The organism is Hymenobacter endophyticus, from assembly GCF_032464715.1.
In the GTDB taxonomy this organism is placed as follows: Bacteria; Bacteroidota; Bacteroidia; order Cytophagales; family Hymenobacteraceae; genus Hymenobacter; species Hymenobacter endophyticus.
The window spans coordinates 205,251-229,655 of the sequence record NZ_JAWDJT010000004.1; the positions used below are offsets into that span (position 1 = coordinate 205,251).

Genomic DNA, 24,405 nt, shown 5'->3' on the forward strand with positions numbered 1-24,405 from the left:
GCGGCTGAACGTTCGGCCGCCTGATTTCAGCCTCCATGCCCCGTCCTACTCGTTTCGATGCTATTATTATTGGTTCCGGCCAGGCGGGAAATCCGCTGGCTACGGCCCTGGCCAAGGCCGGCCGCAAGGTGGCCCTCATCGAAAAATACCTGCTGGGTGGCTCCTGCATCAATTACGGCTGCTCGCCGGTAAAGGCCCTGCTGGCTTCGGCTGAGCGCGTGCATCAGGTAGCCACCGCCGCCGAATATGGCGTGAAAGCCAGCGCGCCTAAACCCGATTTTCGGGCTATTGTAGCGCGTAAAGATGCCGTTATTCAGCATAAGCGTGACGGAGTACGGGCGAATCTTACCCAGGAGCAGAGCGGTATCACCGTGCTCATGGGCCATGCCCGTTTCAGCAGTGCACGCGTGGTACAGGTACAGCTAAACGCCGGCGGTGAGCAGGAAATAACTGCCCCGCTCATCTTCATCAATACTGGCACGCGGGCCGCTGTGCCGCCCATTGAAGGCCTCGCCGAAAACGGCTTTCTGACCAATGTAGATATCCTCGACCTTAAGCAACTACCCGAGCATTTGCTGATTTTGGGTGGCGGCTACATCGGGTTGGAGTTCGGGCAGATGTTCCGTCGTTTCGGCAGCCGCGTAACCATCATCGACGCGGCCAAGAACCTGCTGGAGCGGGAGGACGACGACGTATGCCAGGCCATGCGCCAGCAGCTGGAGGCCGACGGCGTGGAGTTTGTGCTGGAAGCCGAAGTCCGCCGCGTGTCGCGTAACGCCGACGGCGAGTACACCCTCACGGCCAGCACCCCCGACGGGGAGCGACGCCTGCGCGGCTCCCACCTGCTGGTAGCCGTGGGCCGGGAGCCCAACACCTACGACCTGGGCCTGGAAACCACCGGGGTAGAAACCGACGAAAAAGGCTATGTAGTGGTAAACGAGCGGCTGCAAACCAACGTGCGCGGCATCTACGCCCTCGGCGACGTGCATCCCGGCCCCCAGTTCACCCACCTGGCCTACGACGACTACCGGGTGGTGCGCGACAATATTCTGCACCGCAAACGCCGCTCGGCCAAAGCCCGCCCCCTGCCCTACGTGGTGTTTACCCAGCCCCAACTGGGCCGCATCGGCCTCAGCGAAAAGCAGGCCCGCCACGAAAAAATCGATTACCGCGTTGCCACCATGCCCGTGCGCGTAATAGGCCGGGCCCAGGAAACCAGCCTCACTGATGGCTTTATGAAAGTGCTGGTGGATGAGAAAAGCCAGATTCTGGGGGCCACCATCTTCAGTGAGCAGGGCGGCGAAATCATGTCGATGATTCAGCTGGCCATGGCCGGCGGCCTCACCTGTGACGATTTGCAGAACACCGTGTTTGCCCACCCAACCTGGGCGGAGGCGCTGAACAACCTGTTTGCCAAGCTGGTGAAGGCGAGATAACAGGCTTATTCCTTGAACCGATGCGGGTAAATCACCAGCCCGAAAGAGGTAAAAGCGGGCTCCATCTTCATAGCATATACGGCCTTGTTGGGTGAATGCGTGCGTCCTCCGGCGGCCAGTGAAAGACTGAGCACCACCTGACCTTGCAGCCAGGGCAACACTTTGGCCCCACCTAGCCGCAGAAAAACCGAAGGCTCTAGGCGGGACATCTGGCGAAGTGGCGCTGGCTGGCCCCGATCCGTGAAGTTGGCAAATCGCACCTGTGAGAAGCGACAACTTGCTCCAACGGTTGTCCATCGGGACCGGTGGCTGACGTAAGCTTCTACGTGAGGCTTACGGAAGCTATAACGGTACAGGTGCAACGGAACGGAATCCGGTAAGGCTTTTTCAAAGTCATCGTAATACCGTGCGCCACCTTTGCCCAAGCCGTAACCCACCATAGCTCCCAGCAGCCAATCATCACCCAGACGGCAGTACGCACCTATGCCAGCCTCCAGTTGCCGGATGCGGTAATACTGGGAATCAGTGCCATTGGTTTTCAGGCCTCCAGCGGCTCTCACCACCACATGTTTCAATGGTGAATACGCAGCTGAGCCCTCCACCCGGCCGCTGAGGTAGGCACTGACGGTTGCTTCGGCGTCGCCCCGCTGCCGGATGAATGGAGCCGCGGGCTGCAATGGGGCATACACGGAGCATCCAGTTAATAGCCCCATTACACTGCCTGATACAGCTGTAGAGCATAAGAATCGACCCATAATTTCCCTTTTTAATAGTACTCACTAAACCAGAGCTATCAAACAGCACAAACGTTGCATCCACCAACGCAAAACCGCCCCCGCAGCCAAAGCTCCAGGGGCGGTTTTGCGTTGAAAAAGCGGCGGGCTACTTGGCGTAGGCCACGGCGCGCATTTCCCGGATTACGGTGATTTTGATCTGGCCGGGATACTGCATTTCCTTCTCGATTTTCTGGGAAATTTCGTAGCTCAGCTCCTGGGCCCGCTCGTCGGTTACGTTTTCGGCGTCCACCATCACGCGCAGCTCACGGCCAGCCTGAATAGCGAAACACTGGTTCACACCCTTGAAGCCGTTGGCGGTTTCCTCCAGCTGCTTCAGGCGCTTGATGTAGCTCTCCATCATCTCGCGGCGGGCACCGGGGCGCGAGCCGCTGATGGCGTCGCAGGCCTGCACCAAGGGCGAAATCATGGCCGTCATTTCCATCTCGTCGTGGTGGGCGCCGATGGCGTTGACCACATCGGGGTGCTCTTTGTACTTCTTGGCCATTTCCATGCCCAGAATGGCGTGGGGCAGCTCGGGCTCCTCAGTGCTTACTTTGCCGATGTCGTGCAGGAGGCCGGCGCGCTTGGCGTGCTTCACGTTCAGGCCCAACTCGGCGGCCATGGTAGCGCACAGGTTAGCTACTTCGCGGGAGTGCTGCAGCAGGTTCTGACCGTACGACGAGCGGAAGCGCATGCGGCCCACCATCTTGATCAGCTCGGGGTGCAGGCCGTGGATGCCTAGGTCGATGATGGTTTTCTCCCCGATTTCCACGATTTCCTCGTCAATGTTCTTGCGGGTTTTGGCCACAATTTCCTCGATGCGGGCCGGATGGATGCGGCCGTCCTTCACCAGCAGGTGCAGGCTCAGGCGGGCCACCTCGCGGCGCACGGGGTCAAAACCCGAAATAATGATGGCCTCGGGCGTATCATCCACGATGATTTCAACGCCGGTAGCGGCTTCCAGGGCCCGGATGTTGCGGCCCTCGCGGCCGATAATCTTGCCCTTCACGTCGTCGGACTCGATGTTGAAAATGCTCACGCAGTTTTCAATGGCGTGCTCGGCGGCGGTGCGCTGGATGGTTTCCAGCACCACTTTCTTGGCGTCCTTGGTGGCCGTGAGCTTGGCCTGGGCCACCACGTCCTTGATGTAGGAGCTGGCCTGAATCTGAGCTTCGTTCTTGAGGCTTTCCACCAGCTGCTCGCGGGCTTCGGCGGCCGTAAGGCCCGAAATGGTTTCGAGCTGGGTGGTCACCAGTTGAATTTTCTCGCTGAGGCTCTGACGGGTTTCCTCCAGCTCCTGCTCTACTTCTTGCTCGCGCTGCTCCAGTTTGGCCAGTTGGTTTTCGAGAGTGGCGCGGCGCTTTTCTTCCTGGGCATCCAGCTTCTCACGCTGCTGCTGGGCCTGTAGCTCTACTTTTTCGCGGGTGGCGTCCAGCTCTTTTTCCTTGCGCTGAATGGTTTCCAGCTGCTTTTGGGTGGTGAGGCTAAGCTGCTTGATGCTCTGCTCCTGCTCCACTACGGCGGCGCGGCGCTCGGTCAGCTCCTGGTCGAGGGCCTGCTTCTGGCGGCGGCTTTCCTGCTCAAATTCCTGTTTAAGGGTGCGGAATTTGTCTTTTGACTGTTGAATCCGCTCGTCGCGGGTACGGGTAGCCTGGGCTTCGGCCTCGGCCAGCAGCTGCTGGGCGCGGTTCTTGGCATCGGCCTCGTGGTCCTGCCGGGCTTTACCAGCCAGCAGGCGCCCTAGCACCACACCTACCACGAGGGCAAGCACGGCCGCCAGGACAATATAGAGAGTTTCGGACATGAGCTATAAAGGGGGGTTAAAGGAAGAAAGAAACCCATAGCTCCGTAGAAACGCCAATGCCCGCGCAGGCAGCGGGGCCGGCTGCCCCGCCCTGCTCGGGCTGTTACTTCGCGCCACCACTATGCGTGGCAGCTATACCAGCACCACGCCGCGCATCAGCTCGTCCAGGCGCGCAATGCGCTCAGTCAGAGCCGCATCGGTTCCGTCCTTTTCCTTGCTGACCTTGAGGCGGTCAGCCATTGTTGATAAGGCAATCATGGCCAGCAGATCCTGCTTGTCCTGAATGCCGTACTGTTCCCGAAATTCCTTCAGCCGCTCGTTCAGCAGCCTGCCTGCCAGGCGCAGGCGCTCCTCGTCCTCAGGGCTTACCCGCATGGGGTAGTCCCGGTCGGCAACGCGGATTTTGATGGATAAATCGGACATCAGTAGCCAGTGGGCGGTGGGGTTGGTATGGTGGTGGTTACTCCCTCAAATAGGCAAGGCACTTATCTATTTCTCGGATGTATTCGTTGAGGCGAAGTTTCAGCTCGTTGACATTGGCCGGTTCCCCGGCTATGGTATTGACAAGTTTAGTGATATTCTCCTGATTCTGGAAATCCTTCAGCTGCCGCTCCCGGTCGCGCACGTCGGCCTGCAGTTGCTGAATGGTCGTCTGCGAATCGGCCAGCTCCTCGCGCAACTGCTGATAGGCAGCCACTAAGGTGGTCACCTGCCGCTCCAGGCGGTCGAGTTGCGCAAGCTGCTGGGTGGAGGCCATTTTTTTGGGTTGCGAGTTTCCAGTTACCAGTTGCCAGTCAGGAGTTACTGGTTGCCAGTTACCGGGTCAAATTATAACTAATCTGCCACTGTTAACCGGCAACCGGCAACTCGTAACTGATTTTACTTCCGAATTAAAGCCCCGGCCTGTTGCTCGAACTGCTGGATGAGGCGGTTCATTGCGGAGTCGATGGCTTGGTCGGTGAGGGTTTGGGCGGGGTCCTGAAGCAGGAAGCTCACGGAGTAGGACTTCTTGCCCTGGCCCAGGTTGTCGCCTTCGTACACATCGAACACATTCACCTGCTGCAGGAGTTTCTTCTCGGTGCGGCGGGCAATTTGCTGGAGCTGGTCGAAGGTCACGGTTTTATCCACCACCAACGACAGGTCGCGGCGCACTTCCGGAAACTTGGGCAGTTCGCGGGCTACCAGCGCGTTCTTGTACTTGCGCATCAGCCAGTCCCAGTCCAACTCAGCGTACCATACGGGCTGGCTGACATCGAGGCGCTTCAGGAGGGCCGTTGATACGGCCCCCAGCTGGGCTACCGGCTGGTTCTGGGCCAGCAGCGTGAGGCCGCCGGCCAGGTAGGGGTGCTGCACCGGCTGCGAGGCAGGCTGCGGGAAGCCCAGCGAGGCCAGCACCTGCTGCACCGCGCCGGCCAGCTGGTGGAAGCTGCTCTTGTCCGACTTCTGCTGCCAGGTTTCGGGGGCCATGTTGCCGGTGAGGTAGATGACGAGCTTGTTGTGCTCCTCGTACTGGCCGCCAGCCTTCTGGCGGTAGGTTTTGCCGAACTCGTAGAGCTTCAGGTCGCGCTGGCGGCGGTTCACGTTGTGGCGGATTACCTCCAGGCCGCTGGGCAGCAGGCTGGGGCGCATTACGTTTAGCTCGGCACTGTTGAAGTTGAGCAGGCGCACCAGCGTCTCGTCCCGTTCCCCTTCCTTCTCGAAGTAGAGCGAGTTGGTGATGGAGTTGGTAATGATTTCCGAGAAGCCCTGGCCGCTGAGCAGGCGGGCCGTGTTCTGGCGGATGATTTCAGGGTCGGGGTTGGGGAACTGGGCCAAGTAAGTAGCCGAGTTATGGGGGCGCAAAGCCACGTGGTTGTAGCCGTAGATGCGCAGAATTTCCTCAATCACATCGGCCTCCCGAGTCACGTCCACCTTGTGCGGGGGCACCGACAGCATCCACTCAGCGTGGCCGGCTCCGTCGGTCTGCTCCTCGCTGATGAGGATATCGAGGTCCGTCAGGATCTGGCGGATACGTTCGGGAGCTATGAACTGACCTACCAGCTTTTCCACGCGGGGCAGGCGCAGGCGCACGGCCGTGTGGCCGATGTGCACGGGGTACTCATCCACGATGGGCGCGGCCACGGTAGCGCCGGCTACTTCCTGTAGCAGCAGGGCGGCCCGCTTCAGCCCGATGAGCACCATGTTAGGGTCGGTGCCCCGCTCAAAGCGGAAGGAAGCGTCGGTTTTGAGCTGGTGGGTCTGGCCGGTTTTGCGCACCACGGCCGGAGCGAAGTAGGCACTTTCCAGGAACACGCGGGTGGTGGCCTCGCTCACGCCCGAGGTTTTGCCCCCGAATACGCCCGCCAGTGCCATCGGCGTACCATTCGCATCGGCAATAACCAGATCCTCGGCGCGCAGAGTGCGCTCAGTGCCGTCCAGAGTAGTGAATTTCCCCCCTTCCGTGGCCCGCTTCACGCGCACCTGGTTGCCGCTGATCTGGTCGGCGTCGAAGGCGTGCAGAGGCTGGCCCAGCTCGTGCAGCACGAAGTTGGTCACGTCCACCACGTTGTTGATGGGCGAAAGGCCGATGCTGCGCAGGCGGCGCTGCAACCACTCGGGCGAGGGGCCTACCTGCACGTTTTCCAGCAGCAAACCAGCGTAGCGCGGAGCCGCAGCGGCATCTTCAAGGGTTACGCTGACGGACGCGGCGGCCGTAGCCGGGGCGTGGAAGCCGCTGATGTCGGGCAGGTGGCAGGGCTGGCGCAGCAAAGCGCGCAGCTCCCGGGCCACGCCGTAGTGCGAGGCGGCGTCGGCGCGGTTCGGGGTCAGGCCGATTTCCAGTACCGAGTCGGAGCCCAGGCCGAAGTACTCGGCGGCGGGCGTGCCGTTGGGCAGGTCGGTGGTCAGCACCATAATGCCGGCGTGCGACTGGCCCAGGCCGATTTCGTCCTCGGCGCAGATCATGCCCTCGGAGGCCAAGCCCCGAATTTTGGACTTCTTGATTTTGAACGGTTCGCCCTCGGAAGGGTGCAGCACGGCCCCGTCGAGGGCCACTACCACACGCTGGCCGGCGGCTACGTTGGGGGCGCCGCACACAATCTGGCGGATGGTGCCGTCGCCCACGTCCACGGTGGTTACGCTGAGCTTGTCGGCGTCGGGGTGCTTTTCGCGGGTGAGTACGGTGCCCAGCACCACGCCGCGCAGGCCGCCGGGCACGCTTTCCAACTCCTCAATACCTTCCACTTCCAGCCCGGAGCCAGTGAGCAGCTTGCCAATTTCCTCGGCGGGTTTATCGGTAGGAATGAGCGTACGGAGCCAGTCGAGGGATATTTTCATCAGTTACGAGTTGCGGGTTGTCAGTTGCCGGTTGCTCGGCGGTTCGTTGTCAGAATTGTGCTGGCAACGAACCCCGAGCAGCTAATTGACTACAAAGGTACGGATTCGGGCGGGCGGCGGAAAACGAACACGAACGGGTGATTTCGGTGTATATTTCAGTATACTGACCAAGGCTGTTGCGCGATAATCAATGTTTTCAGTATAGAGCCGATCCTATCCGGTTTACAGCCGGATTACGTGCTTTGCACATAATAGGCGGCAAGGTAAATTTCAACCTACATCATATTCACAAGTGATGTATCAACAAACCACTTAATGTTTGTTTACAACTCGGTAGTCTACTTATAAACAAACTTACATTCTACATCATTTTCACTTGCATCATTATCACAAGTATAACTCACAAATATATTTTTACTTTTTTTCTTAATGCAATATTTAAGATTATGTTTTTCTTTATAAATCGTATCACCTATTTCACACAACTTAAATATTTTTACGTAGAAAAATTGCTCAAAATGCTTGCTATATTTCGTATTTTTATAATTCAAATCCTCTATCAATATGTCACTAACACGACCTGAATGCTCTTTAGATAATACCTTGATGAACAACTCTTCTTTTTGCATTGAAGAAGTAATTTTATCACACATTTCTTCGTGACTCTGACAAGCTGTCAAGCAAATGAATATTGCATAAATTATCACATGTTTTGTTTTCATTACAGGACTATTAAAAATTATTTTATGATTAATTTATATATTATTCAATATATCAACTATTGCGCCAAGCAGTAAATAATTAAGTATATGCGTAACACAATAAGTAAAAAACTAAGAAATAATACTTGCGCGTAAGCACGCCGTAGCACTAACACAACAAGCAGTTACTATTGTTGACAATACCGATCTGCTCGCTACCTTTCAAGCCATTATTTATTATCTCCCGATACTACTTATAGGCTTTCTCCCCGGCTTTGATTTCCACGGTGAGGCGGTTGTCGGCGGGGGGCACGGGGCAGGCGTAGCCGTCGGCGTAGGCGCAGTAGGGGTTGTAGGCTTCGTTGAAGTCGAGGACTACTTCGGTGTCATCAGCGGCGGGCAGGGGCGCGTCAAGGTAGCGGCCGCCGCCGTAGGTGGCAAAGCCGTTGGTGCGGTCGGTGAAGGGTACGAACAAGGTGGTATCCTTGCCGTCGGCTTTCAGAAACAGGGTGAGCTTATATTCCTGCTTGTTCAGGATGAAGCTGGCCCGGCCCCAGCGCAGATACTTGTCGGCCTTGCCATCGGTGAGGGGCATTTCCACCGTGTCGCGCTGGGCCAGCTGCTCCAGTTGGGCCTCGAAGCGGTAGTCCAGATTGGGCACGAAATATTTCAGACTATCGAAAGTCTGACGCTGCTCCGAGCTCAGGGGTGAATCCTCGGCCCGGCGGAAGCCCGTGTTTTTAGCTTCGCGGGCTTTGCGCAGGCGGGCGGCGTACTGGTCGTCGTTGAACAAGATATCCTGGGCGAAATACCCGAACACGAGCAGCAGACCGAGGGCAATGAACAGTTTAGGATTTAAGCGCATGGCGCAAAAGTAAGGCGGGAGTTCCAGCTTCGGGCAGAATCAGTGGCGCGCAGCTCCGCTTCGCGCACGAGCGGAGTGAGTACCGGGCGTGTAGTGCTCAAGCGTGGGAACTCGCCGATGGCTCGTGCGCGAAGCAGAGCTGCGTGCTACCAGTGGTTACAACATGCCTTCATCAGCGAAGCTGTAGTACCCGTTATCGGTGTAGATGAGGTGGTCCAGAATGGGTAAATCCAGGAACTGGCCGGCTTCCTTGAGCTTGCGGGTGAGGGCAATATCAGCAGCCGAGGGGTTCTTGTTGCCGCTAGGGTGGTTGTGCACCAGAATTACGCTGCTGGCTAGCTGCTCCAGGGCTTCCTTGAAGATGAGCTTGGGGTCGGCGACGGTGCCGGCCACCCCGCCCCGGCTGATGCTCACGGTGCGCATAACCACGTTGGCCCGGTTCAGGAGCACCACCCAGAACTCCTCGTGGGGCAAATCCTGGAGGTGGGGCCGTACCACGCGGTAAATGTCGCGGGAGCAGGTGATGGTGGCGCGGGCGGGAGCGTCGGCTTCCTTGCGCCGCCGGCCCAATTCCAGGGCCGCCACAATGGTAATGGCCTTGGCCTCGCCTATGCCTTTCTGGCGCATTAGCTCTTTCAGGGAGAAGCGGGCCAGGGCGTTGAGGTCGTTTTGGGCGGCGTTAAGCACCAGCTTGGCCACATCCACGGCCGAGAGCTTGGCCGTGCCCGAGCCCAGCAGAATGGCCAGCAACTCGGCATCCGACAGTGCAGCCCGCCCTTTCTGCATCAACTTTTCGCGGGGCCGGTCTTCCTCGGCCCAGCTTTTGATGCCGAAAGCCGGCGGATTAGGGTAAGGCTGAACCGGCCCCGCTGAGGCGGGCAGCGGCATATTTTCCGTCAGATTGTCAAACTCTTGCATGGGGCACCGTTGTTGTATTGCCCGGAATTTAAAGCAAAAACCCCGCAACCCCGTTTCTACCTGTAGCAATCCGAAACCGGCCGCACGTTGGCCGGCGGATTTGTTGATTTCTGTATGCGCAATCCGTCATTTCTCGTCTTCTTTTTCGCCCTGGTTGCCGCCGCCGAGTGGTATGGCTACCAGGCTTTCCGCACCGCTTTTTCATCCGCTGAGCCAGGGAGCCGCCGCCCGACGGCCATTCTGTACTGGGGCATTTCGGCGCTGGTCTGGGCCCTGGGCATCTGGGCCATGCGCAACCGCCAGGAGCATCCATCTTTCAAGTCCTATCTGGGCGGGGTGTTGCTGGCCGTGCTGGCCGCCAAAATTGTTATTCTGATTCCACTACTGCTGGAGGACCTCACGCGCCTGGGCCGCTGGGCCCTGCAACTGGGCAACCGCCCTGCCGGTAATGCCGGCACCAGCATTTCGCGCAGTGAGTTTCTGAGCAAGGCCGCGCTGGTGCTGGGGGCCGTGCCGTTCGTATCCCTCTTGTGGGGCATGGCCAAGGGTGGTACCGACTACACCGTGCGCCGCGTGACGCTGCGCTTCCCCAACCTGCCGGCCTCGTTTGATGGGTTTAAGCTGCTCCAGATTTCCGATTTGCACACGGGCTCTTTCCACTCCAAAGAACCGCTGCAGCGAGCCGTGCAACTCATTAATGAGCAGCAGGCCGACCAGATTTTCATGACCGGCGACCTGGTAAATAACTACGCCACCGAGGTAGAGGAGCACATTGATACGCTGGCCGGCATCCAGTCCAAGCTGCCCATTTACTCCATCCTCGGCAACCACGATTACGCCGATTATGTACCGGAGTATAAGGAGGACCGGGCTGCTTGGCACGCCAACTTAGCCCGTATTAAGCAGAACCACGCCAAAATTGGCTGGAATCTGCTACTGGACGAGGCCCGCACGGTGGAGCGCAACGGCGAGAAAATTGCCATTCTGGGCGTGCAGAACTGGGGGGCTCGGGGCTTTGCCCAGTACGGCAACCTGGCCAAGGCCCACGCTGCCGCCGATACCGACGCCCCGTTCAAAATCCTGCTCAGCCACGACCCCTCGCACTGGGATGGGCAGGTGCACCAGTACGAAGACATTGACCTGATGCTAGCGGGCCACACCCACGGTATGCAGTTCGGCGTGAACCTGTCGTTTTTGAAGTGGAGCCCGGTGCAGTACGCCTACAAACAGTGGGCGGGCCTGTACCAGCGCGGCAAACAGTATTTGTACGTGAATGCCGGGCTGGGCTTTATCGGCTACCACGGCCGGGTGGGTTTCCTGCCCGAAATTACCGTGTTTGAGCTGCGGCGCGGCTAATTGTCTGATCTTGCTGCTACTACTTACAACCACTGCGGAGGTCCGCAGTGGTTTTTTGTTTGCCTGGGGGTAACCGGTTGAGCTTGCACTTCGTATAGGTCGCATTAGATTTTTCCCACTCTCTTCTCTCCTCTCAATTTCTCTCAAGCCATGAAAAAGACCCTGTTAATTCTCTCGGCTGCGGCTGCCTTTATGACGGCCTCGTGCTCGGAAAATAAAACCGCCGAAACCACCACTACCGCCGACGGCACCACCACCACAACTACCACCACCACTACACAAACGGCCTATACGCCCGAGGCCATTGAGCGCCGCGCCGACCGTATTGCGGCGGATATGGCTGCGAAGATGAAGTTCGACGACGCTACCCGTACCAAAATCCGGACGGTGTACGTGACGCGTGGCCAGCGCATTGCCGAGCTGCAAAACAAGTACGCTACCGATACCATGGGCATGGCCGCCGCCATGCGGGGTGTGTACACGGACACCGATACGGAGATGAAAACCATCTTCACCGACCCCACGCAGTATTCGGCCTACGAGTCGAGCCGTATCGATTACATGGACGACCGTTACATGGAGGATGATTCCAACATGGCAACTTCCGACATGAGCAGCACTGATGCCTCCGCCTCTTCTGCTGACATGGGTGATGGCTCAAAAATGAAAGTAAAAGCCGACGGCGACGTGAAAATTAAAGATGCTGAAGGCAACAAAATGAAGATGGACGGTGACGATGGCACCGTGAAAATGAAGCCTGAAGAAGGCGACAAGTCCGTTATTAAGTAACCAGACTTGCCGGCCGGGCTTAGTTCGGCCGCGAATTTGCTTACGGCGCAAGAGCCCGCACCTGCAACGGTGCGGGCTCTTTTTGTCTCCTTCCCACGTTGCTGCGTCGATAATGGCCGGGGCCTGATCGGTTTTATTGGCTTTCTCCGGTCGTGGTGCGTTAGTTTACTGTCTGATGAGGAGTTTTCGTTTGTCTTTGGGTTTGTTGCGCGCCGGGTGGCTGTTGGTGCTGCTGGTGCTGGCCGGGGCCGCTGCCGCCCAAATCAAGGTAACCGGCAGCGTGTCGGACGCCAGTACCCGCCGGGGTATTCCGGGGGCTTCAGTAATTGTGCAGCGCACCCGCCTGGGCACCACCGCCACCGCTGAGGGAGACTTTAGTATCACGGCCAACAACACTGATACGCTCATTTTTCGGGCCGTGGGCTTTAAAGCGCAACGGCTGCCGCTGGGCGGCACCGGCCTTTCCCAACTCATCGTGCACATTAAGCTGGTGCAGGATACCGTGCAGTTGGGGGAAGTGCGTGTAACCGAAGGCCGCCCCGACCGCGCCGTGATTAACCGAGCCTTGCGCAACATTAAGCGGCCCAGCACCGCGCCCACCAGCGCCGTAAAGCGCCCGCCTTCCCCCTCTCCCATCTTCCCCGTCGATTCGGTGGCACCAAAAGCGCCGGTACCCACGCTAGCCAGCCCAGTGAGCTTGCTGTATGAACAGTTTTCCCGAGAAGGCAAGCAGCGCCGCAAAATGGAGGAAATTAACCAGCAGGAAGCCGCTGCCAAAGCGGCCGAGCTAGACCGCCAGAACCGCCGCCGCTATAACAAGAACTTCAAGGACAACCGCGGCTACGAGGTGGAATAGCGGTGAGATTGTGAAGTGGTGAAATGGCGAGTTTGCTGTTTGATTCGTACTAATTACGCTTTCTGAACACCAAACTCACCATTTCACCACTTCACAATTTCACCATTTCCGTATAGCCGGGATATGAAGATTGGATATCCTTGCGTGAATGAGTCGTTGGACTGCACCACTACCAGTACTTTCCGGCTGGCCTCGTACTCCGATGAGCGGGTAGAGCTGGCCGTGAGCAATAACCTTCGCTGCCTGCTGCGCATTCTGCAGTGGAACGTAGAGCGTCACTTCCTGTTTTTTCGCGTTGGCTCGGGCGTGGTGCCGTTTGGTTCCCACCCCATCAATACCTATCCTTGGCAAACGCGTTTTGCGGCGCAGTTTCGGGAGGTAGGTGACTTCGTGAAGGCTCACGACATGCGTATTTCCTTCCATCCCGACCAGTTTGTGGTTCTTAACTCCCACAACGAGGATATTGTAGAACGCAGCATTCAGGAGTTGGTGTACCAAGGCTCCATGCTCGACCTTATGGGCCTCGACAGCACCCACAAGCTCCAGATTCATGTGGGTGGCCTGTATGGCGACCGGGAAGTGGCTATTGCGCGCTTCATTGCCACGTATGAGCGGCTGCCGGAAGCAGTGCGGGCCCGGCTGGTTATCGAAAACGACGACCGGCTGTTCAGTCTGCAGGATTGTTTGCGGGTGCACCGGGCCGTCGGTATTCCCATTCTGTTCGACAATTTCCACCAAGAGTGCCTCAACCACGGTGAGCCCATGGCGGAAGCCCTGCGCTTGGCCGCCGCTACTTGGCACCCCACCCACGACGGCGTGATGATGATGGACTACAGCTCACAGGCGCACGGGGAGCGTAAGGGTAAACATACCGCCAGCATAGAGGAGGATCTGTTCCGGGCCTTTGTGCAGGAGCTAGGCGACCTGGACGTTGACATCATGCTGGAAATTAAGGACAAAGAAGCCAGCGCCGGCCGGGCCTGCGGCATCCTGCGCGACGTGGGCCGTTTGGCCGCCTCGTTGCCCGCGGCCCAGTAGGTTTAACCCCTTAGGGGCCGGGGCCGTACAGCCTTCTGACAAGCGGCACAGCTTGTTTTCACTTACTTCTCCCTTTTCCGATGATATTTTCTGATCTGCTCAACGCCACTACCCACTCCCTCAGCAACGGCCTGACGGGCATTCCCATCAGCGCCGCCATGGACAACACCGAAACCTGGCAGCAGCACCTGTTGCAGAGTGGGGAACCTGCTCTGCAGGATATCGGCCGCGAATTGGGGAACCTGCAGTCGTTGCTCAGCAGCGGGGTAGCGGGCCTGGACGGGCAAGCCATTGGCCGCTCCCTGAGCATGCTGGGTGCCCAAACCGCCGAAGTGGTGCGCAGCGCCCCCGAAGAAGTTCGCAGCGGCCTTTCCAGCCTGTCAGACTTACTACTGAAAGCCGGCGGACAGCTAGAGCAAGCCCGCTAACCGCCTTACACACAACAGCGCCGCCCTACTCTATGTGGGGCGGCGCTGTTGTGTGTAAGCTACCTGGTTGACTACGGACGAATGGTACCGGCGGGAGTGGTGGTACCGGCTGGTGTGGTGTTCATTGGTGCCGTGGAAGTACCCGTCCGGACGCGGCGGCCATTGGTGTTGGTGCGGCCGGGAGCCGTAGTAGGAGCCGTGGTGGGTAAGGAGGTGCGGCGTGCGTCGCCGGGGTTTATTACCGGCGACGTGGTGGCAGGACGCTGGTCAATGGTACCGGGCACGGTTTGCGTAGGGTTGGACATTGTGGGCGTCCGTTGGTCGAGGGTCCCTGGGTTGGTAGCCGGGTTAGCGGGATTCACCGGCGACACGGTGGTCTGGTTCATGCTACCGGCGCGCTGGGGGGCGGTGGGCGAAATCTGAGCGGAGGCAGCTGTGGCGGCCAGAAGCAGGCCAGCAGTTACAAACAAGGTATTTTTCATGGTGTGAGTGCGTTAAGAAGAAAAGACGGTGACTGCCTATGAGTCACCTTGCCCTAGTTATACGCTCAGCCCCAACTCACTGCCGGAAAGCCCATAATCTTGTTTCGCCCTTAGCCTATATAGCGGGCTGTAGCGCAAGGATTTATCCGCTTACGGGCAGCGTGAAGCGGAAGGTGCTCCCACTCCCCAATTCGCTTTCCACCCACAGCTGTCCGCCCTGGCTCCCGATAAACTCCCGGGCAATGCTTAATCCCAGGCCCGAGCCCCCTTTGTACCCCGTTTTGTCGGGAATCTGCACGAAGCGCTGGAAGATTTTTTCCTGGTACTGGGGCGCAATACCGGGTCCGTGGTCCTGCACGCTCACCTCTACCTGCTGCCCCCCGGCCGCCAGTTCCGCCCGAATGTGCAGTTGCGCCTGCTCCGGCGAGTAGCGGATGCCGTTAGCCAGCAGATTCAACAGCACCCAGGTAGTTTTTTCCAGGTCAGCGCGCACGGGGGGCAGGGCGGCGGGCACCTGTACGTCGAGGGTGAGCTGCTTGGGCTGAAGCTGGAGCTGGATGGTATCGGCGGCAAACTGCACGATGTCGCGCACCTGGGTGGGCTGGAAGTTGAGCTGGATGTTGCCTGATTCCAGCCGAGACACATCAATCAGCTCCCCCACCAGTTTCAGCAGCCGCTGGTTTTCCTGCTTGATGGTGGCCAGAATCCGCTGCTGCTCCTCATTCACGGAGCCCACTTTGCCATTCTGCAGCAGCTTCAGGCTGAAATTGATGCTGGACAGCGGCGTTTTCAACTCGTGCGACACCGTGGCCAGGAAGTTCGACTTGGCCTGGTCCAGCTTCTTGTACTCTGACACGTTGTGTAGGGTAAGAATAGAGCCTATGAACTCCATCTTGTCCAGCGCCTCGTTGAAGCTGATGACGTCGTTTACAGCCACACGGTAGTACACTTCCTCGCCGTTCTGAGCCAGTGTGAGCACCGGGGCGGCTTCCTGGGGGCGCTGGGCAGCGGGCGTATCCAGGTGGCGTAATAGCTCCCGGAATAGGTCGTTTTGCTGCGCTACCTCGTCGGCGGGACGGCCCAGCAGCTGGGCAGCGGGCAGGGCCAGCAGGTTGGCGGCCACAGGGTTCACCAGCAGCACCCGGCGGTTTTCGTCTATCAGCAGCAGGCCCTCATCCAGGTTATTCACGATGCTGGCGGCGCGGTTGCGCTCGGCCATCAGCTGGGCCAGCGTGGAGGTACGGTAGTCTTGCAGCTGCACCAGCATGCGGTTGAAGGCCCGCGCCACCGTCCCAAACTCGTCGTGGCTTTCCACCGGAATGGAGGCCGAATAATCCTGGTTGGTGGCGTTTTCGATGCTGGCCGTGAGCTTGCGCAAGCCCCCCACGGCCGCCTCGGGCACGCTCAGCACGAACAGCAAAGAAGTCAGCAGCGCGAAGGTGAGCAGGGCCAGCACGTAGCGCTGCTGCTGGGTGGCGGTGCGGTTGGCAGTTTCGTTTTTGCGGCTGAGGGCCTGGGTATTCAGATCTATCATGCGGTACGTGAGCCCACGCAGTTCCCGTATATTCGCCTGCCAGATTTGCGGCGAAGTAGTATCGGAGGCCAAATACCGGTTCAGTCCACCCACGGCTTCAAACAACGAATCAACCACCTGCTGCTCTCCCGGCTCGGTTACGTTCCCACCTTCCCGGGCCAGCAAACGCTCAAATTGCTGCTTGGCGGCCATATCCAAAGGTGCTTCCCGGACTTGCAACTGGTCGAGGGCGCGCAGCATCTGCTGGCCCAGCTCCACGGAGTACAGGTTGTCCTTGAGCACATTGCGGGCCGTGCGGTCCAGGCGGTTGAGCGAGAACAGGGTAAACGCACTCACCCCCAGCAGCAGTAGCAGCATGGTGACGAAGGCCAGGGTGATTTTGGTTTTGAGATTCATGGGCGGGCATTATCAGGGCTAGAAACTAGCTCCCCTCCTTGGAAAGGAGGGGCTGGGGGTGGTTGATTTTTTAGAGCTAAAAACTAGAACTAGCCTATGTGCTGACGATTATCAACCACCCCCAACCCCTCCTTTCCAAGGAGGGGAGCTAGTTTCTTGCTTCGCGCTACATCAGTAACTCACTAAAAACACGTCCACGTCCAGCGGGGAGCGGGCTACGGCGCGGATGAGACGGCGCGTGACGCCGGGGCGCAGCAGGCGCTGCCACCAGCTTTTCTCACCGGTTACCCCGCAAATCAGCAACGTGACGCCCTTTTCCTGGGTGATGCGCAGAACTTCCGCCACAATATCGTCGGCTTTTACGCGCAGAATCTGGCCGCCCAGCTCGGTGGTGAGCTGCAGGTTGTTGAGCAGGTGGCGCTGAGTAGCCAGGTTGATCCGGTCGGCCGATTCGCGGGGCGTCTGCACGTAGAGCACGGCCCACCCGGCGGCCGAGAGTCGGTCGGCGAGGCGGCTGGTTTTGCGGATGATTTCGCGGGCGGCGGGAGCATTGGCGTTGATGCAGGCCAGCAGCCGGTCCTGGTTGCGGCGCTCCGGCGTTACGGGCGCGGCCCCTCCCCCATCAGTTTCAATCTGGCGGCTGATGAGGTTGGCGGTTTCGCGCACGGCTAACTGGCGCAGCTGCAGCAGGTTTTCGGCCTGAAAGAAGTTGGCCAGCGCCGTGGGCACTTTGGCCGCGTCGTAGATCTTACCTTCCTCCAGCCGAGCCCGCAACTCCGGTACCGTCAGGTCCACATTCACCACCTCATCGGCCAGCTTCAGCACCTGGTCGGGCACCCGTTCCGTTACATCGGTACCCGTGATGCGCTGCACCTGGTCGTGGAGGCTTTCCAGATGTTGAATATTCACGGCCGTGATGACCGAAATACCAGCCCGCACCAGCTGCTCTACGTCCTGCCAGCGCTTTTCGTTTTCGGAGCCGGGCACGTTGGTGTGGGCCAACTCATCCACCACCACCACCGAGGGCCGGCGCTGCAGAATGCCCTGCACATCCATTTCCTCCAGCATGCGTCCCTTGTAGAATATGTGCTTGCGCGGTACGGTGGGCAGGTCGCGCAGCTGGGCCACGGTGCCAGAGCGGCCGTGGGTTTCCACGTAGCCCAGCACCACATCCACGCCGTGGGCGCGCAACTCGTGGGCTTCCTGCAGCAACCGATAGGTTTTGCCCACGCCGGCCGCCAGCCCCAGGTACACCTTCAGCCGCCCGCGCCGCCGCTGCTGCACCAGCCGCAGAAACCGCTCTGCCGATTGGTCGCGCTGTTGGTCGTCGATGTCGTTCATGGTAGTTGCCTCACCCCCTAGCCCCCTCTCCTGCAGAGAGGGGGGACTAGCTGCTAGCTTTTAGCGCTAATTCAGGAAGTGTGCTTGGCGAAAAGATGTAGACTAGAAAGTTAGAGCTAGTTCCCCCTCTCTGCAGGAGAGGGGGCTAGGGGGTGAGGCAAACGGCGCTAAAACGCCAGCGCGATGCTACTAGTGAGGTTGCCGTAGTTGCGGGTGGGGTTGCCGTTGCGGTCCGAGAGGAAGGGCTGGCGGCCGTGGAAGGTGCGGCCTTCTACCCGGAACGTCACGTTGGAGGTGGGCGCGTAGTCGAGGTTGAGGGAAGCGGCCTGCACTTTGAAGTCGGCAGCTGCAGCCACCGGCGAAATGGAGCTGATAATAATGCCCCGGTCGGCGTTGTAGTACTCGGCGCGGGCGGCGGCGGTCCACTTATCGGCCAGCTTGTAGCGCACAAAGGCCGCGCCGGTGTGCCAGGTATCAGCCTTGCCGCCGCGCTGCTCACTTTCCTGCTTGCCCACGTCGAACACCAGGGCCAGGCTGAGGCGGTCGGTAGCGGCGTAGCTCACGTAGAAATCGTGGAAGTAGCGGCGGCGACGCACCGAGTCCTGGGGCTGCTCGTTGCCGTAGAAGGTGCTGCTGTTGATGAGCAGCTTGTCGGTGGGCTTCCACTGAATCTGGGTGCCCAGGGCCTTGGCCTGATTGTTTTCGCGGATGTTCTGCCAGCCGTTGAGCACCAGCCCGGTCAGCGTCAGCTTGGGGCTCACCTCGTAGGTCAGCCGCGCCCCGGCTTCGTAGTAGGGCGAGTTTTCGGCCATCAGGGAGCGGGTCAGCGTCCAATTGTCCTTGCTCAGGGCCGACTCAAACCCAATGTGCGAGCCGAAAATACCCACGTCGAGCCACGCTTTCTTAAAGGGCCGGAAGCCCGCGTAGGCTTCGTAAAGGTGCTTGAGCACCTGATCTTCGGCCGCGTAGTTGGCCGATACGTAGGTGCCCGCGTGCAGGCCTAGGGCCCCGCGCACCTGCCCGTTGTCGTAGCGCAGACCGATGACGGCATTGTTCACCGTAAACTCGTTTTGGCGGTTGTGCGAGTACAGGAAGCCGGGGCGCTGGTTGGTGGCCGCGTGCTTGAAATCATAGCCGTAGTAGCCATCCACGAAGCCGTAGGTAGTCAGCGGATTGGCCGGAGCCACCGGGGCCGCAGTGGAGTCAGGCGTAGTTTGGGCCGATGCAGCCGAAGCCGTAAGCAGCGCAGCAGTTGCGAGTAGAAACAGTGGTTTCATGGGAGAGAAAGAATGCCGAGAACCTCACCCCCCGCCCCCGTTTCGCTTGATGCGCGAAGCCTCGGGGAGAGAGGGAGCCTGACGTTTTTTGATCAGGCGGGTGGCGGGGAAGTAATACGGAATTGAGGATGTAAAGCAACGAAATCGGGCCGGGAGGCAGTAGCGCGAACTTTGTAGTTCGCGCCCCAGAACGACAATCGTTGCAGCGGCGCGGAGGCGCGAACTACAAAGTTCGCGCTACTGCCTCAGGCTACCAGTTGCAGCAGCAGCCACAGCAGCGCCAATGCCAGGAAGGTGTATCCCGGCCGGAAGCGGCGGCTCCGGTGCCGGTGGGCCCGCAGCCGCCAATGGACCTGGGCCCGATGAGGATGCGTCACCATTAGCGGTTCTGCAGGGCGTCGAGGGCCACGTTCAGGCGCAACACGTTTACCCGATCAGGGCCGAAGGCGCTGCGTTGGGTGTGCTGGACTACTAAGGCTTGCACCTTGGCAGCCTCCAGGTTACGCGCCTGGGCCACACGGGCCACTTGTACGGTGGCGGCGGCCGGCGAGAGGTGGGGGTCGAGGCCGGAGCCGGAAGCGGTGAGCAGCTCGGCCGGTACCTGGGCTTTGGTTACACCAGGGTTCTGCACCAGAAACGTATCGAGGCGGGCCTGCACGGTGGCTAGATACTCGGGGTTACTGGGGCCTTTGTTGGAGCCGGCCGAGCCGGCGGCGTTGTAGTCCACGGCCGAGGGGCGGCCCTGGAAGTACTCGGGGCGGGTGAATTTCTGGCCCACGTTGTCGTAGCCCACCACGCGGCCGTTGTGGCTGACGGTTTCGCCCTGGCCGCCGTTCGGGGTCAGTTGGGCGCCGGCCCACACCAGCGCGGGGTAAATCAGGCAGCATACCACCAGCAGTACAAGGGTCAGGCGGAATGCGGGAAGTAGGTTCTGTTTCATGGAAAAGAGAGCTAAAAAGCTAAGACTAGAGCTAGTTCCCCTCCTTGGAAAGGAGGGGCTAGGGGTGGTTGATTCGTTGAACGATTCGGGGTCAGGTCGTTCTGGTAAACAACATCAGCACGCGGATCAACCACCCCAGCCGCGCCTTCGGCACGGCGTCCCCTCCTTTCCAAGGAGGGGAGTTTTCGTGCTGATTTCTACAAAAACAGCCCCACCACCAAGTCAATCACCTTGATGCCGATGAAGGGCACAATCACGCCGCCCAGGCCGTACACCAGCAGGTTGCGGCGTAGCAGCGCCGAGGCACCGATAGGCTTGTAGGCCACCCCGCGTAGCGCCAGCGGCACCAGCAGCGGAATGATAATGGCGTTGAAAATCACGGCGGAAAGAATGGCCGACTGCGGCGACTTCAGGCTCATGATGTTGAGCGCGCCCAGGGCCGGAATGGCCACCATGAACAAGGCGGGCACAATGGCGAAGTACTTGGCTACGTCGTTGGCAATCGAAAACGTGGTGAGCGTGCCGCGCGTCATCAACAGCTGCTTCCCGATTTCCACCACTTCGATGAGCTTGGTGGGGTCGTTGTCGAGGTCCACCATGTTGCCGGCTTCCTTGGCGGCCTGGGTGCCCGAGTTCATGGCCACTCCCACGTCGGCCTGGGCCAGGGCGGGGGCGTCGTTGGTGCCGTCGCCCATCATGGCCACCAGCTTGCCCTGCTGCTGCTCGCGGCGGATGTAGGTCATCTTGTCCTCGGGCTTGGCTTCGGCAATGAAGTCGTCCACGCCGGCTTTTTCGGCAATGAATTTGGCCGTGAGCGGGTTGTCGCCGGTTACCATGACGGTTTTGATGCCCATTTTGCGCAGGCGCTCAAACCGCTCCTGGATGCCGGGCTTGATGATATCCTGCAGCTCCACCACGCCCAGCACCCGGTCGTTGTGGCTCACCACCAGCGGAGTACCGCCGTTACCGGCTACCGCGTCGGTGCGCTGCGTGACTTCCTGCGGGTAGGGCTGGTTGGCTTTGTTGGCGAGCTGGCGGATGGCATCGGAGGCGCCCTTGCGGATGCGGGTGCCATCCTGGAGCGTGACGCCGGAGCTGCGGGTTTCGGCCGTAAACTTGATCAACTCCGCCCCTACCAACCGACTTTGCAGTTGCTGCGGATCCACCTGCTTTTCGCGGGCCAGCTCCACAATGCTCTTGCCCTCGGGCGTTTCGTCGGTGAGCGAGGAAACGGTGGCAAACTCAATAAACGTGTGCTCATCTACGCCGGGCGCGGGCCAGAAGTGGGTGGCTTTGCGGTTGCCGATGGTGATGGTGCCGGTTTTGTCGAGCAGCAGCACGTCGATGTCGCCGGCCGTTTCCACGGCTTTGCCGCTTTTGGTGATGACGTTGGCGCGCAGGGCGCGGTCCATGCCCGCAATGCCGATGGCCGACAGCAGCCCGCCGATGGTGGTCGGAATCAGGCACACAAACAGGGCAATGAAGGCCGAAATGGCAATGGGCGTCTTAGCGAAATCGGCAAACGGGGCCAGCGTAACGCACACAATGACGAACACCAGCGTGAAACCCGCCAGCAGAATAGTGAGGGCAATTTCGTTGGGCGTTTTCTGCCGCGACGCGCCTTCCACTAGGGCAATCATCTTGTCCAGAAACGACTCGCCGGGGGCCGTCGTCACCACCACCTTAATGCGGTCCGACAGCACCTTGGTCCCGCCCGTTACGCTGGATTTGTCGCCACCAGCCTCCCGTATCACCGGGGCCGACTCGCCCGTAATGGCCGACTCATCAATGGTCGCCAGGCCCTCGATAATTTCCCCATCCGTAGGAATGATTTCGCCGGCTTCCACCAGGAAAATCTGACCTTTCTGGAGCTGGGAGGAAGAAACCGAGGACTCGCGGCCGTCGGCATCGAGGACGCGGGCGGGCGTTTCCTCGCGGGTTTTGCGCAGGCTTTCGGCCTGGGCCTTGCCGCGGGCTTCGGCAATGGCCTCGGCGAAATTGGCAAACAGCAGCGTCAGAAACAGCACCACAAACACGGTGAAGTTGTATCCGAAGGAGCCCTGGGCGGCATCCGGCTTCACCAGCAGCCCCAGCGTCACGAGCAGCATCACCACCGTCCCGATTTCCACGGTGAACATCACCGGGTTGCGGAACATGATGCGCGGGTCGAGCTTCACGAAAGCCTGTTTCACGGCCTCCGACACCAGCGCGGGTTGAAAGAGAGATTGAGATTTAGTTGACATGAGAGTAGAAGAGGCTATATGGTTCCCCTCCTTTTTTCAAGGAGGGGTGCCCGAAGGGCGGGGTGGTTCACTCGTTGCTGATGTTGTTTTTAATTGGCTGATAGACTGTTCGACCAAACAACATCAGCACGCGGGTCAACCACCCCAGCGTCGGCTGCGCCGCCGCGTCCCCTCCTCATCTGAGGAGGGGAGTTTTCGTGCTGCTTAGTACAGCGAGAAATGCTCGGCCAGGGGGCCCAGGGCCAGGGCGGGGAAGAAGGCCAGGGCGGCAATGATGACGATGACGGCCAGCACCATCACCCCGAAGGTGGCCGTGTCGGCGGGCAGGGTGCCGGCGCTTTCGGGCACGTACTTCTTGCGGGCCAGCAGGCCGGCAATGGCTACCGGGCCGATGATGGGCAGGAAGCGGGACAGCAGCAGCACCACGCCGGTGGCAATGTTCCAGAACGGCGTGTTGTCGCCGAGGCCCTCGAAGCCGGAGCCGTTGTTGGCCGAGGATGAGGTGAACTCATAGAGCATTTCGGAGAAGCCGTGGTAGCCGGGGTTGGCCAGCCATCCAGCGTACTCGGTGGGGTTGCCGGTGTAGGTGTGGGCCGCCAGGGCCGTGCCCGCCAGAATAAGGAGCGGGTGCAGTAGCGTCACGAGGATGGCAATTTTCATTTCCCGGGCCTCAATCTTCTTGCCCAGCAGCTCGGGCGTGCGGCCCACCATCAGGCCGGCAATGAACACGGCAATAATGAGGTAAGCGAAGAAGTTGAGCAAACCCACCCCGCAGCCGCCGTAGAAGGCATTGGTCATCATGCCCAGCAGTTGGCTCATCCCCGAAATGGGCATAAACGAGTCGTGCATGGAGTTGACGGAGCCGCAGCTGATGATGGTGTTGGTGATGCTCCAGTAGGCCGAAGCCGCCGCGCCAAAGCGGATTTCCTTGCCTTCCATAGCGCCCAGGGCTTGGTTCACGCCCATGCTGGCAATGGCGGGGTTGCCGTGCAGCTCGTAGTACACCGTGGGGGCCAGCAGGGCCACGAAGCCCACGGTCATCACCCCGAAAATCATGTAGGCCAGCTTGCGGCGCTTCAGGTAGAAGCCCAGCGCAAACACCATGGCAATGGGAATGACGCACAGCGCAATATTCTCGACGGCGTTGGTGAGGAAGTTGGGGTTTTCGAGCGGATGAGCCGAGTTAGCCCCAAAAAACCCGCCCCCGTTGGTACCCAGCTCCTTGATGGCCACCATAGCCGCCACCGGCCCCCGACTCACCGCTACCGAGTCGCCCTGCAGCGTAACCAGCTGCTGCTTGCCCTGCAGGGTCATGGGCGTGCCGTTGAAGGCCAGGATGAGGGCAATGAGCAGGGCACCGGGCAGCAACAGGCGCGTGAGGCTCTTCACGAAGTGCTCGTAGAAGCTGCCCAGCTTCTCGGTAGTGCGGGTTTGCAGGGCATTGAACACCACCACCGCCGCCGCAATGCCGGTAGCGGCCGTTACAAATTGCAGAAAGGTGATGACGACAATCTGGGACAGGTAGCTCAGACCCGACTCACCGGAGTAGTGCTGCAGGTTGCAGTTCACCAGAAAGGAGATGGCCGTGTTGAAGGCCAGATCGGGCGACATGCTGGGGTTGCCGTCGGGGTTGAGCGGCAGGCTGCCCTGGGTGCACAGCACCAGCATAGCCAGCAGGAACCACACCAAGTTGATGGTGAGCAGCGCCACCAGGTGTTGCTGCCAGCTCATTTCGCGGCGGGCATCAATGCCGGAGAGCCGGAAAATGCCATTTTCCACCGGCCGCATAAAGTCGAGCAGGTTTTTTTCGCCCCGAAACACGCGGGCCAGGTAAGCGCCCAGCGGCAGGGCCAGCACCAGCGTAACCAGGTAAATCCCGCCGATGCTGAGTAGTTCGTTATTCATGGAAG

General features: G+C 59.7%; 22 protein-coding genes. 6 read left to right on the forward strand and 16 right to left on the reverse strand.

Translation table 11 applies throughout. The features are described 5' to 3' along the window. Positions 1–35: 35 nt before the first annotated feature. Positions 36–1,436, forward strand: coding sequence for a mercuric reductase (locus tag ROI90_RS08995; protein ID WP_315998003.1), 1,401 nt, complete (start codon positions 36–38; stop codon positions 1,434–1,436). Between the two features lie 5 nt (positions 1,437–1,441). Here ROI90_RS08995 and ROI90_RS09000 read toward each other — a convergent pair whose 3' ends face one another. From ROI90_RS09000 to radC, 8 genes are all read right to left on the reverse strand, one after another. Continuing rightward, on the reverse strand, positions 1,442–1,645 hold the full coding sequence (locus tag ROI90_RS09000) for a hypothetical protein (RefSeq protein ID WP_315998004.1): 204 nt from the start codon (positions 1,643–1,645) through the stop codon (positions 1,442–1,444). Positions 1,646–2,318: 673 nt separating this feature from the next. Next, entirely contained in the window at positions 2,319–4,016 is a 1,698-nt protein-coding gene (gene rny, locus ROI90_RS09005) for a ribonuclease Y (protein WP_315998005.1), read from the reverse strand. A 132-nt stretch (positions 4,017–4,148) separates the two neighbouring features. After that, positions 4,149–4,439 (reverse strand): cell division protein ZapA, encoded by a 291-nt coding sequence (locus ROI90_RS09010; RefSeq protein ID WP_315998006.1) that lies wholly within the window; start codon positions 4,437–4,439, stop codon positions 4,149–4,151. Between the two features lie 37 nt (positions 4,440–4,476). Beyond that, a complete protein-coding gene (locus ROI90_RS09015) occupies positions 4,477–4,773 on the reverse strand; it encodes a hypothetical protein (protein ID WP_125420402.1) in 297 nt (98 codons plus the stop codon). Between the two features lie 122 nt (positions 4,774–4,895). Then, positions 4,896–7,331 (reverse strand): phenylalanine--tRNA ligase subunit beta, encoded by a 2,436-nt coding sequence (pheT, locus tag ROI90_RS09020; RefSeq protein ID WP_315998007.1) that lies wholly within the window; start codon positions 7,329–7,331, stop codon positions 4,896–4,898. 338 nt (positions 7,332–7,669) lie between these two features. Continuing rightward, positions 7,670–8,053, reverse strand: coding sequence for a hypothetical protein (locus ROI90_RS09025; RefSeq protein ID WP_315998008.1), 384 nt, complete (start codon positions 8,051–8,053; stop codon positions 7,670–7,672). A 229-nt stretch (positions 8,054–8,282) separates the two neighbouring features. Next, the gene (locus tag ROI90_RS09030; protein WP_315998009.1) at positions 8,283–8,897 is read right to left on the reverse strand and encodes a DUF1684 domain-containing protein; all 615 of its coding nucleotides are present in this window, start codon (positions 8,895–8,897) and stop codon (positions 8,283–8,285) included. A 156-nt stretch (positions 8,898–9,053) separates the two neighbouring features. Then, positions 9,054–9,785, reverse strand: coding sequence for a RadC family protein (radC, locus tag ROI90_RS09035; RefSeq protein ID WP_315998068.1), 732 nt, complete (start codon positions 9,783–9,785; stop codon positions 9,054–9,056). Between the two features lie 144 nt (positions 9,786–9,929). On the opposite strand from radC, the gene ROI90_RS09040 reads away from it, so the two are divergent. The 5 genes from ROI90_RS09040 to ROI90_RS09060 all read left to right on the forward strand — a co-directional run bounded on the left by ROI90_RS09040 (position 9,930) and on the right by ROI90_RS09060 (position 14,282). Continuing rightward, on the forward strand, positions 9,930–11,171 hold the full coding sequence (locus ROI90_RS09040; RefSeq protein ID WP_315998010.1) for a metallophosphoesterase: 1,242 nt from the start codon (positions 9,930–9,932) through the stop codon (positions 11,169–11,171). 150 nt (positions 11,172–11,321) lie between these two features. Beyond that, a complete protein-coding gene (locus ROI90_RS09045) occupies positions 11,322–11,960 on the forward strand; it encodes a hypothetical protein (protein WP_315998011.1) in 639 nt (212 codons plus the stop codon). Between the two features lie 175 nt (positions 11,961–12,135). Beyond that, a complete protein-coding gene (locus tag ROI90_RS09050) occupies positions 12,136–12,816 on the forward strand; it encodes a carboxypeptidase-like regulatory domain-containing protein (protein WP_315998012.1) in 681 nt (226 codons plus the stop codon). Between the two features lie 123 nt (positions 12,817–12,939). Beyond that, entirely contained in the window at positions 12,940–13,854 is a 915-nt protein-coding gene (uvsE, locus tag ROI90_RS09055; RefSeq protein WP_315998013.1) for a UV DNA damage repair endonuclease UvsE, read from the forward strand. Between the two features lie 80 nt (positions 13,855–13,934). After that, the gene (locus ROI90_RS09060) at positions 13,935–14,282 is read left to right on the forward strand and encodes a hypothetical protein (RefSeq protein ID WP_315998014.1); all 348 of its coding nucleotides are present in this window, start codon (positions 13,935–13,937) and stop codon (positions 14,280–14,282) included. 71 nt (positions 14,283–14,353) lie between these two features. Here ROI90_RS09060 and ROI90_RS09065 read toward each other — a convergent pair whose 3' ends face one another. From ROI90_RS09065 to kdpA, 8 genes are all read right to left on the reverse strand, one after another. After that, on the reverse strand, positions 14,354–14,764 hold the full coding sequence (locus ROI90_RS09065; protein WP_315998015.1) for a hypothetical protein: 411 nt from the start codon (positions 14,762–14,764) through the stop codon (positions 14,354–14,356). 142 nt (positions 14,765–14,906) lie between these two features. Continuing rightward, the gene (locus ROI90_RS09070) at positions 14,907–16,694 is read right to left on the reverse strand and encodes a HAMP domain-containing sensor histidine kinase (protein ID WP_315998016.1); all 1,788 of its coding nucleotides are present in this window, start codon (positions 16,692–16,694) and stop codon (positions 14,907–14,909) included. 171 nt (positions 16,695–16,865) lie between these two features. Next, a complete protein-coding gene (locus ROI90_RS09075) occupies positions 16,866–18,035 on the reverse strand; it encodes a sensor protein KdpD (RefSeq protein ID WP_315998017.1) in 1,170 nt (389 codons plus the stop codon). A gap of 167 nt (positions 18,036–18,202) precedes the next feature. Beyond that, on the reverse strand, positions 18,203–19,312 hold the full coding sequence (locus tag ROI90_RS09080; protein WP_315998018.1) for a porin: 1,110 nt from the start codon (positions 19,310–19,312) through the stop codon (positions 18,203–18,205). 245 nt (positions 19,313–19,557) lie between these two features. Continuing rightward, positions 19,558–19,692, reverse strand: a complete 135-nt coding sequence (locus ROI90_RS09085) for a hypothetical protein (RefSeq protein ID WP_315998019.1) — start codon at positions 19,690–19,692, stop codon at positions 19,558–19,560. Then, on the reverse strand, positions 19,692–20,252 hold the full coding sequence (locus ROI90_RS09090; RefSeq protein WP_315998020.1) for a K(+)-transporting ATPase subunit C: 561 nt from the start codon (positions 20,250–20,252) through the stop codon (positions 19,692–19,694). Before ROI90_RS09090 ends, ROI90_RS09085 begins: the two co-directional genes overlap by 1 nt. 197 nt (positions 20,253–20,449) lie before the next feature. After that, the gene (kdpB, locus tag ROI90_RS09095) at positions 20,450–22,495 is read right to left on the reverse strand and encodes a potassium-transporting ATPase subunit KdpB (protein WP_315998021.1); all 2,046 of its coding nucleotides are present in this window, start codon (positions 22,493–22,495) and stop codon (positions 20,450–20,452) included. 204 nt (positions 22,496–22,699) lie between these two features. After that, on the reverse strand, positions 22,700–24,400 hold the full coding sequence (kdpA, locus tag ROI90_RS09100) for a potassium-transporting ATPase subunit KdpA (protein ID WP_315998022.1): 1,701 nt from the start codon (positions 24,398–24,400) through the stop codon (positions 22,700–22,702). Positions 24,401–24,405 lie beyond the last annotated feature (5 nt).

What these genes read in the sequence shown, in the direction of transcription:
- ROI90_RS08995 (WP_315998003.1), top strand. Translation starts at nt 36, where the DNA reads ATGCCCCGTCCTACTCGTTTCGATGCTATTATTATTGGTTCCGGCCAG.
- ROI90_RS09000 (WP_315998004.1), bottom strand. Translation starts at nt 1,645, where the DNA reads ATGTCCCGCCTAGAGCCTTCGGTTTTTCTGCGGCTAGGTGGGGCCAAA.
- rny (WP_315998005.1), bottom strand. Translation starts at nt 4,016, where the DNA reads ATGTCCGAAACTCTCTATATTGTCCTGGCGGCCGTGCTTGCCCTCGTG.
- ROI90_RS09010 (WP_315998006.1), bottom strand. Translation starts at nt 4,439, where the DNA reads ATGTCCGATTTATCCATCAAAATCCGCGTTGCCGACCGGGACTACCCC.
- ROI90_RS09015 (WP_125420402.1), bottom strand. Translation starts at nt 4,773, where the DNA reads ATGGCCTCCACCCAGCAGCTTGCGCAACTCGACCGCCTGGAGCGGCAG.
- pheT (WP_315998007.1), bottom strand. Translation starts at nt 7,331, where the DNA reads ATGAAAATATCCCTCGACTGGCTCCGTACGCTCATTCCTACCGATAAA.
- ROI90_RS09025 (WP_315998008.1), bottom strand. Translation starts at nt 8,053, where the DNA reads ATGAAAACAAAACATGTGATAATTTATGCAATATTCATTTGCTTGACA.
- ROI90_RS09030 (WP_315998009.1), bottom strand. Translation starts at nt 8,897, where the DNA reads ATGCGCTTAAATCCTAAACTGTTCATTGCCCTCGGTCTGCTGCTCGTG.
- radC (WP_315998068.1), bottom strand. Translation starts at nt 9,785, where the DNA reads ATGCCGCTGCCCGCCTCAGCGGGGCCGGTTCAGCCTTACCCTAATCCG.
- ROI90_RS09040 (WP_315998010.1), top strand. Translation starts at nt 9,930, where the DNA reads ATGCGCAATCCGTCATTTCTCGTCTTCTTTTTCGCCCTGGTTGCCGCC.
- ROI90_RS09045 (WP_315998011.1), top strand. Translation starts at nt 11,322, where the DNA reads ATGAAAAAGACCCTGTTAATTCTCTCGGCTGCGGCTGCCTTTATGACG.
- ROI90_RS09050 (WP_315998012.1), top strand. Translation starts at nt 12,136, where the DNA reads ATGAGGAGTTTTCGTTTGTCTTTGGGTTTGTTGCGCGCCGGGTGGCTG.
- uvsE (WP_315998013.1), top strand. Translation starts at nt 12,940, where the DNA reads ATGAAGATTGGATATCCTTGCGTGAATGAGTCGTTGGACTGCACCACT.
- ROI90_RS09060 (WP_315998014.1), top strand. Translation starts at nt 13,935, where the DNA reads ATGATATTTTCTGATCTGCTCAACGCCACTACCCACTCCCTCAGCAAC.
- ROI90_RS09065 (WP_315998015.1), bottom strand. Translation starts at nt 14,764, where the DNA reads ATGAAAAATACCTTGTTTGTAACTGCTGGCCTGCTTCTGGCCGCCACA.
- ROI90_RS09070 (WP_315998016.1), bottom strand. Translation starts at nt 16,694, where the DNA reads ATGAATCTCAAAACCAAAATCACCCTGGCCTTCGTCACCATGCTGCTA.
- ROI90_RS09075 (WP_315998017.1), bottom strand. Translation starts at nt 18,035, where the DNA reads ATGAACGACATCGACGACCAACAGCGCGACCAATCGGCAGAGCGGTTT.
- ROI90_RS09080 (WP_315998018.1), bottom strand. Translation starts at nt 19,312, where the DNA reads ATGAAACCACTGTTTCTACTCGCAACTGCTGCGCTGCTTACGGCTTCG.
- ROI90_RS09085 (WP_315998019.1), bottom strand. Translation starts at nt 19,692, where the DNA reads ATGGTGACGCATCCTCATCGGGCCCAGGTCCATTGGCGGCTGCGGGCC.
- ROI90_RS09090 (WP_315998020.1), bottom strand. Translation starts at nt 20,252, where the DNA reads ATGAAACAGAACCTACTTCCCGCATTCCGCCTGACCCTTGTACTGCTG.
- kdpB (WP_315998021.1), bottom strand. Translation starts at nt 22,495, where the DNA reads ATGTCAACTAAATCTCAATCTCTCTTTCAACCCGCGCTGGTGTCGGAG.
- kdpA (WP_315998022.1), bottom strand. Translation starts at nt 24,400, where the DNA reads ATGAATAACGAACTACTCAGCATCGGCGGGATTTACCTGGTTACGCTG.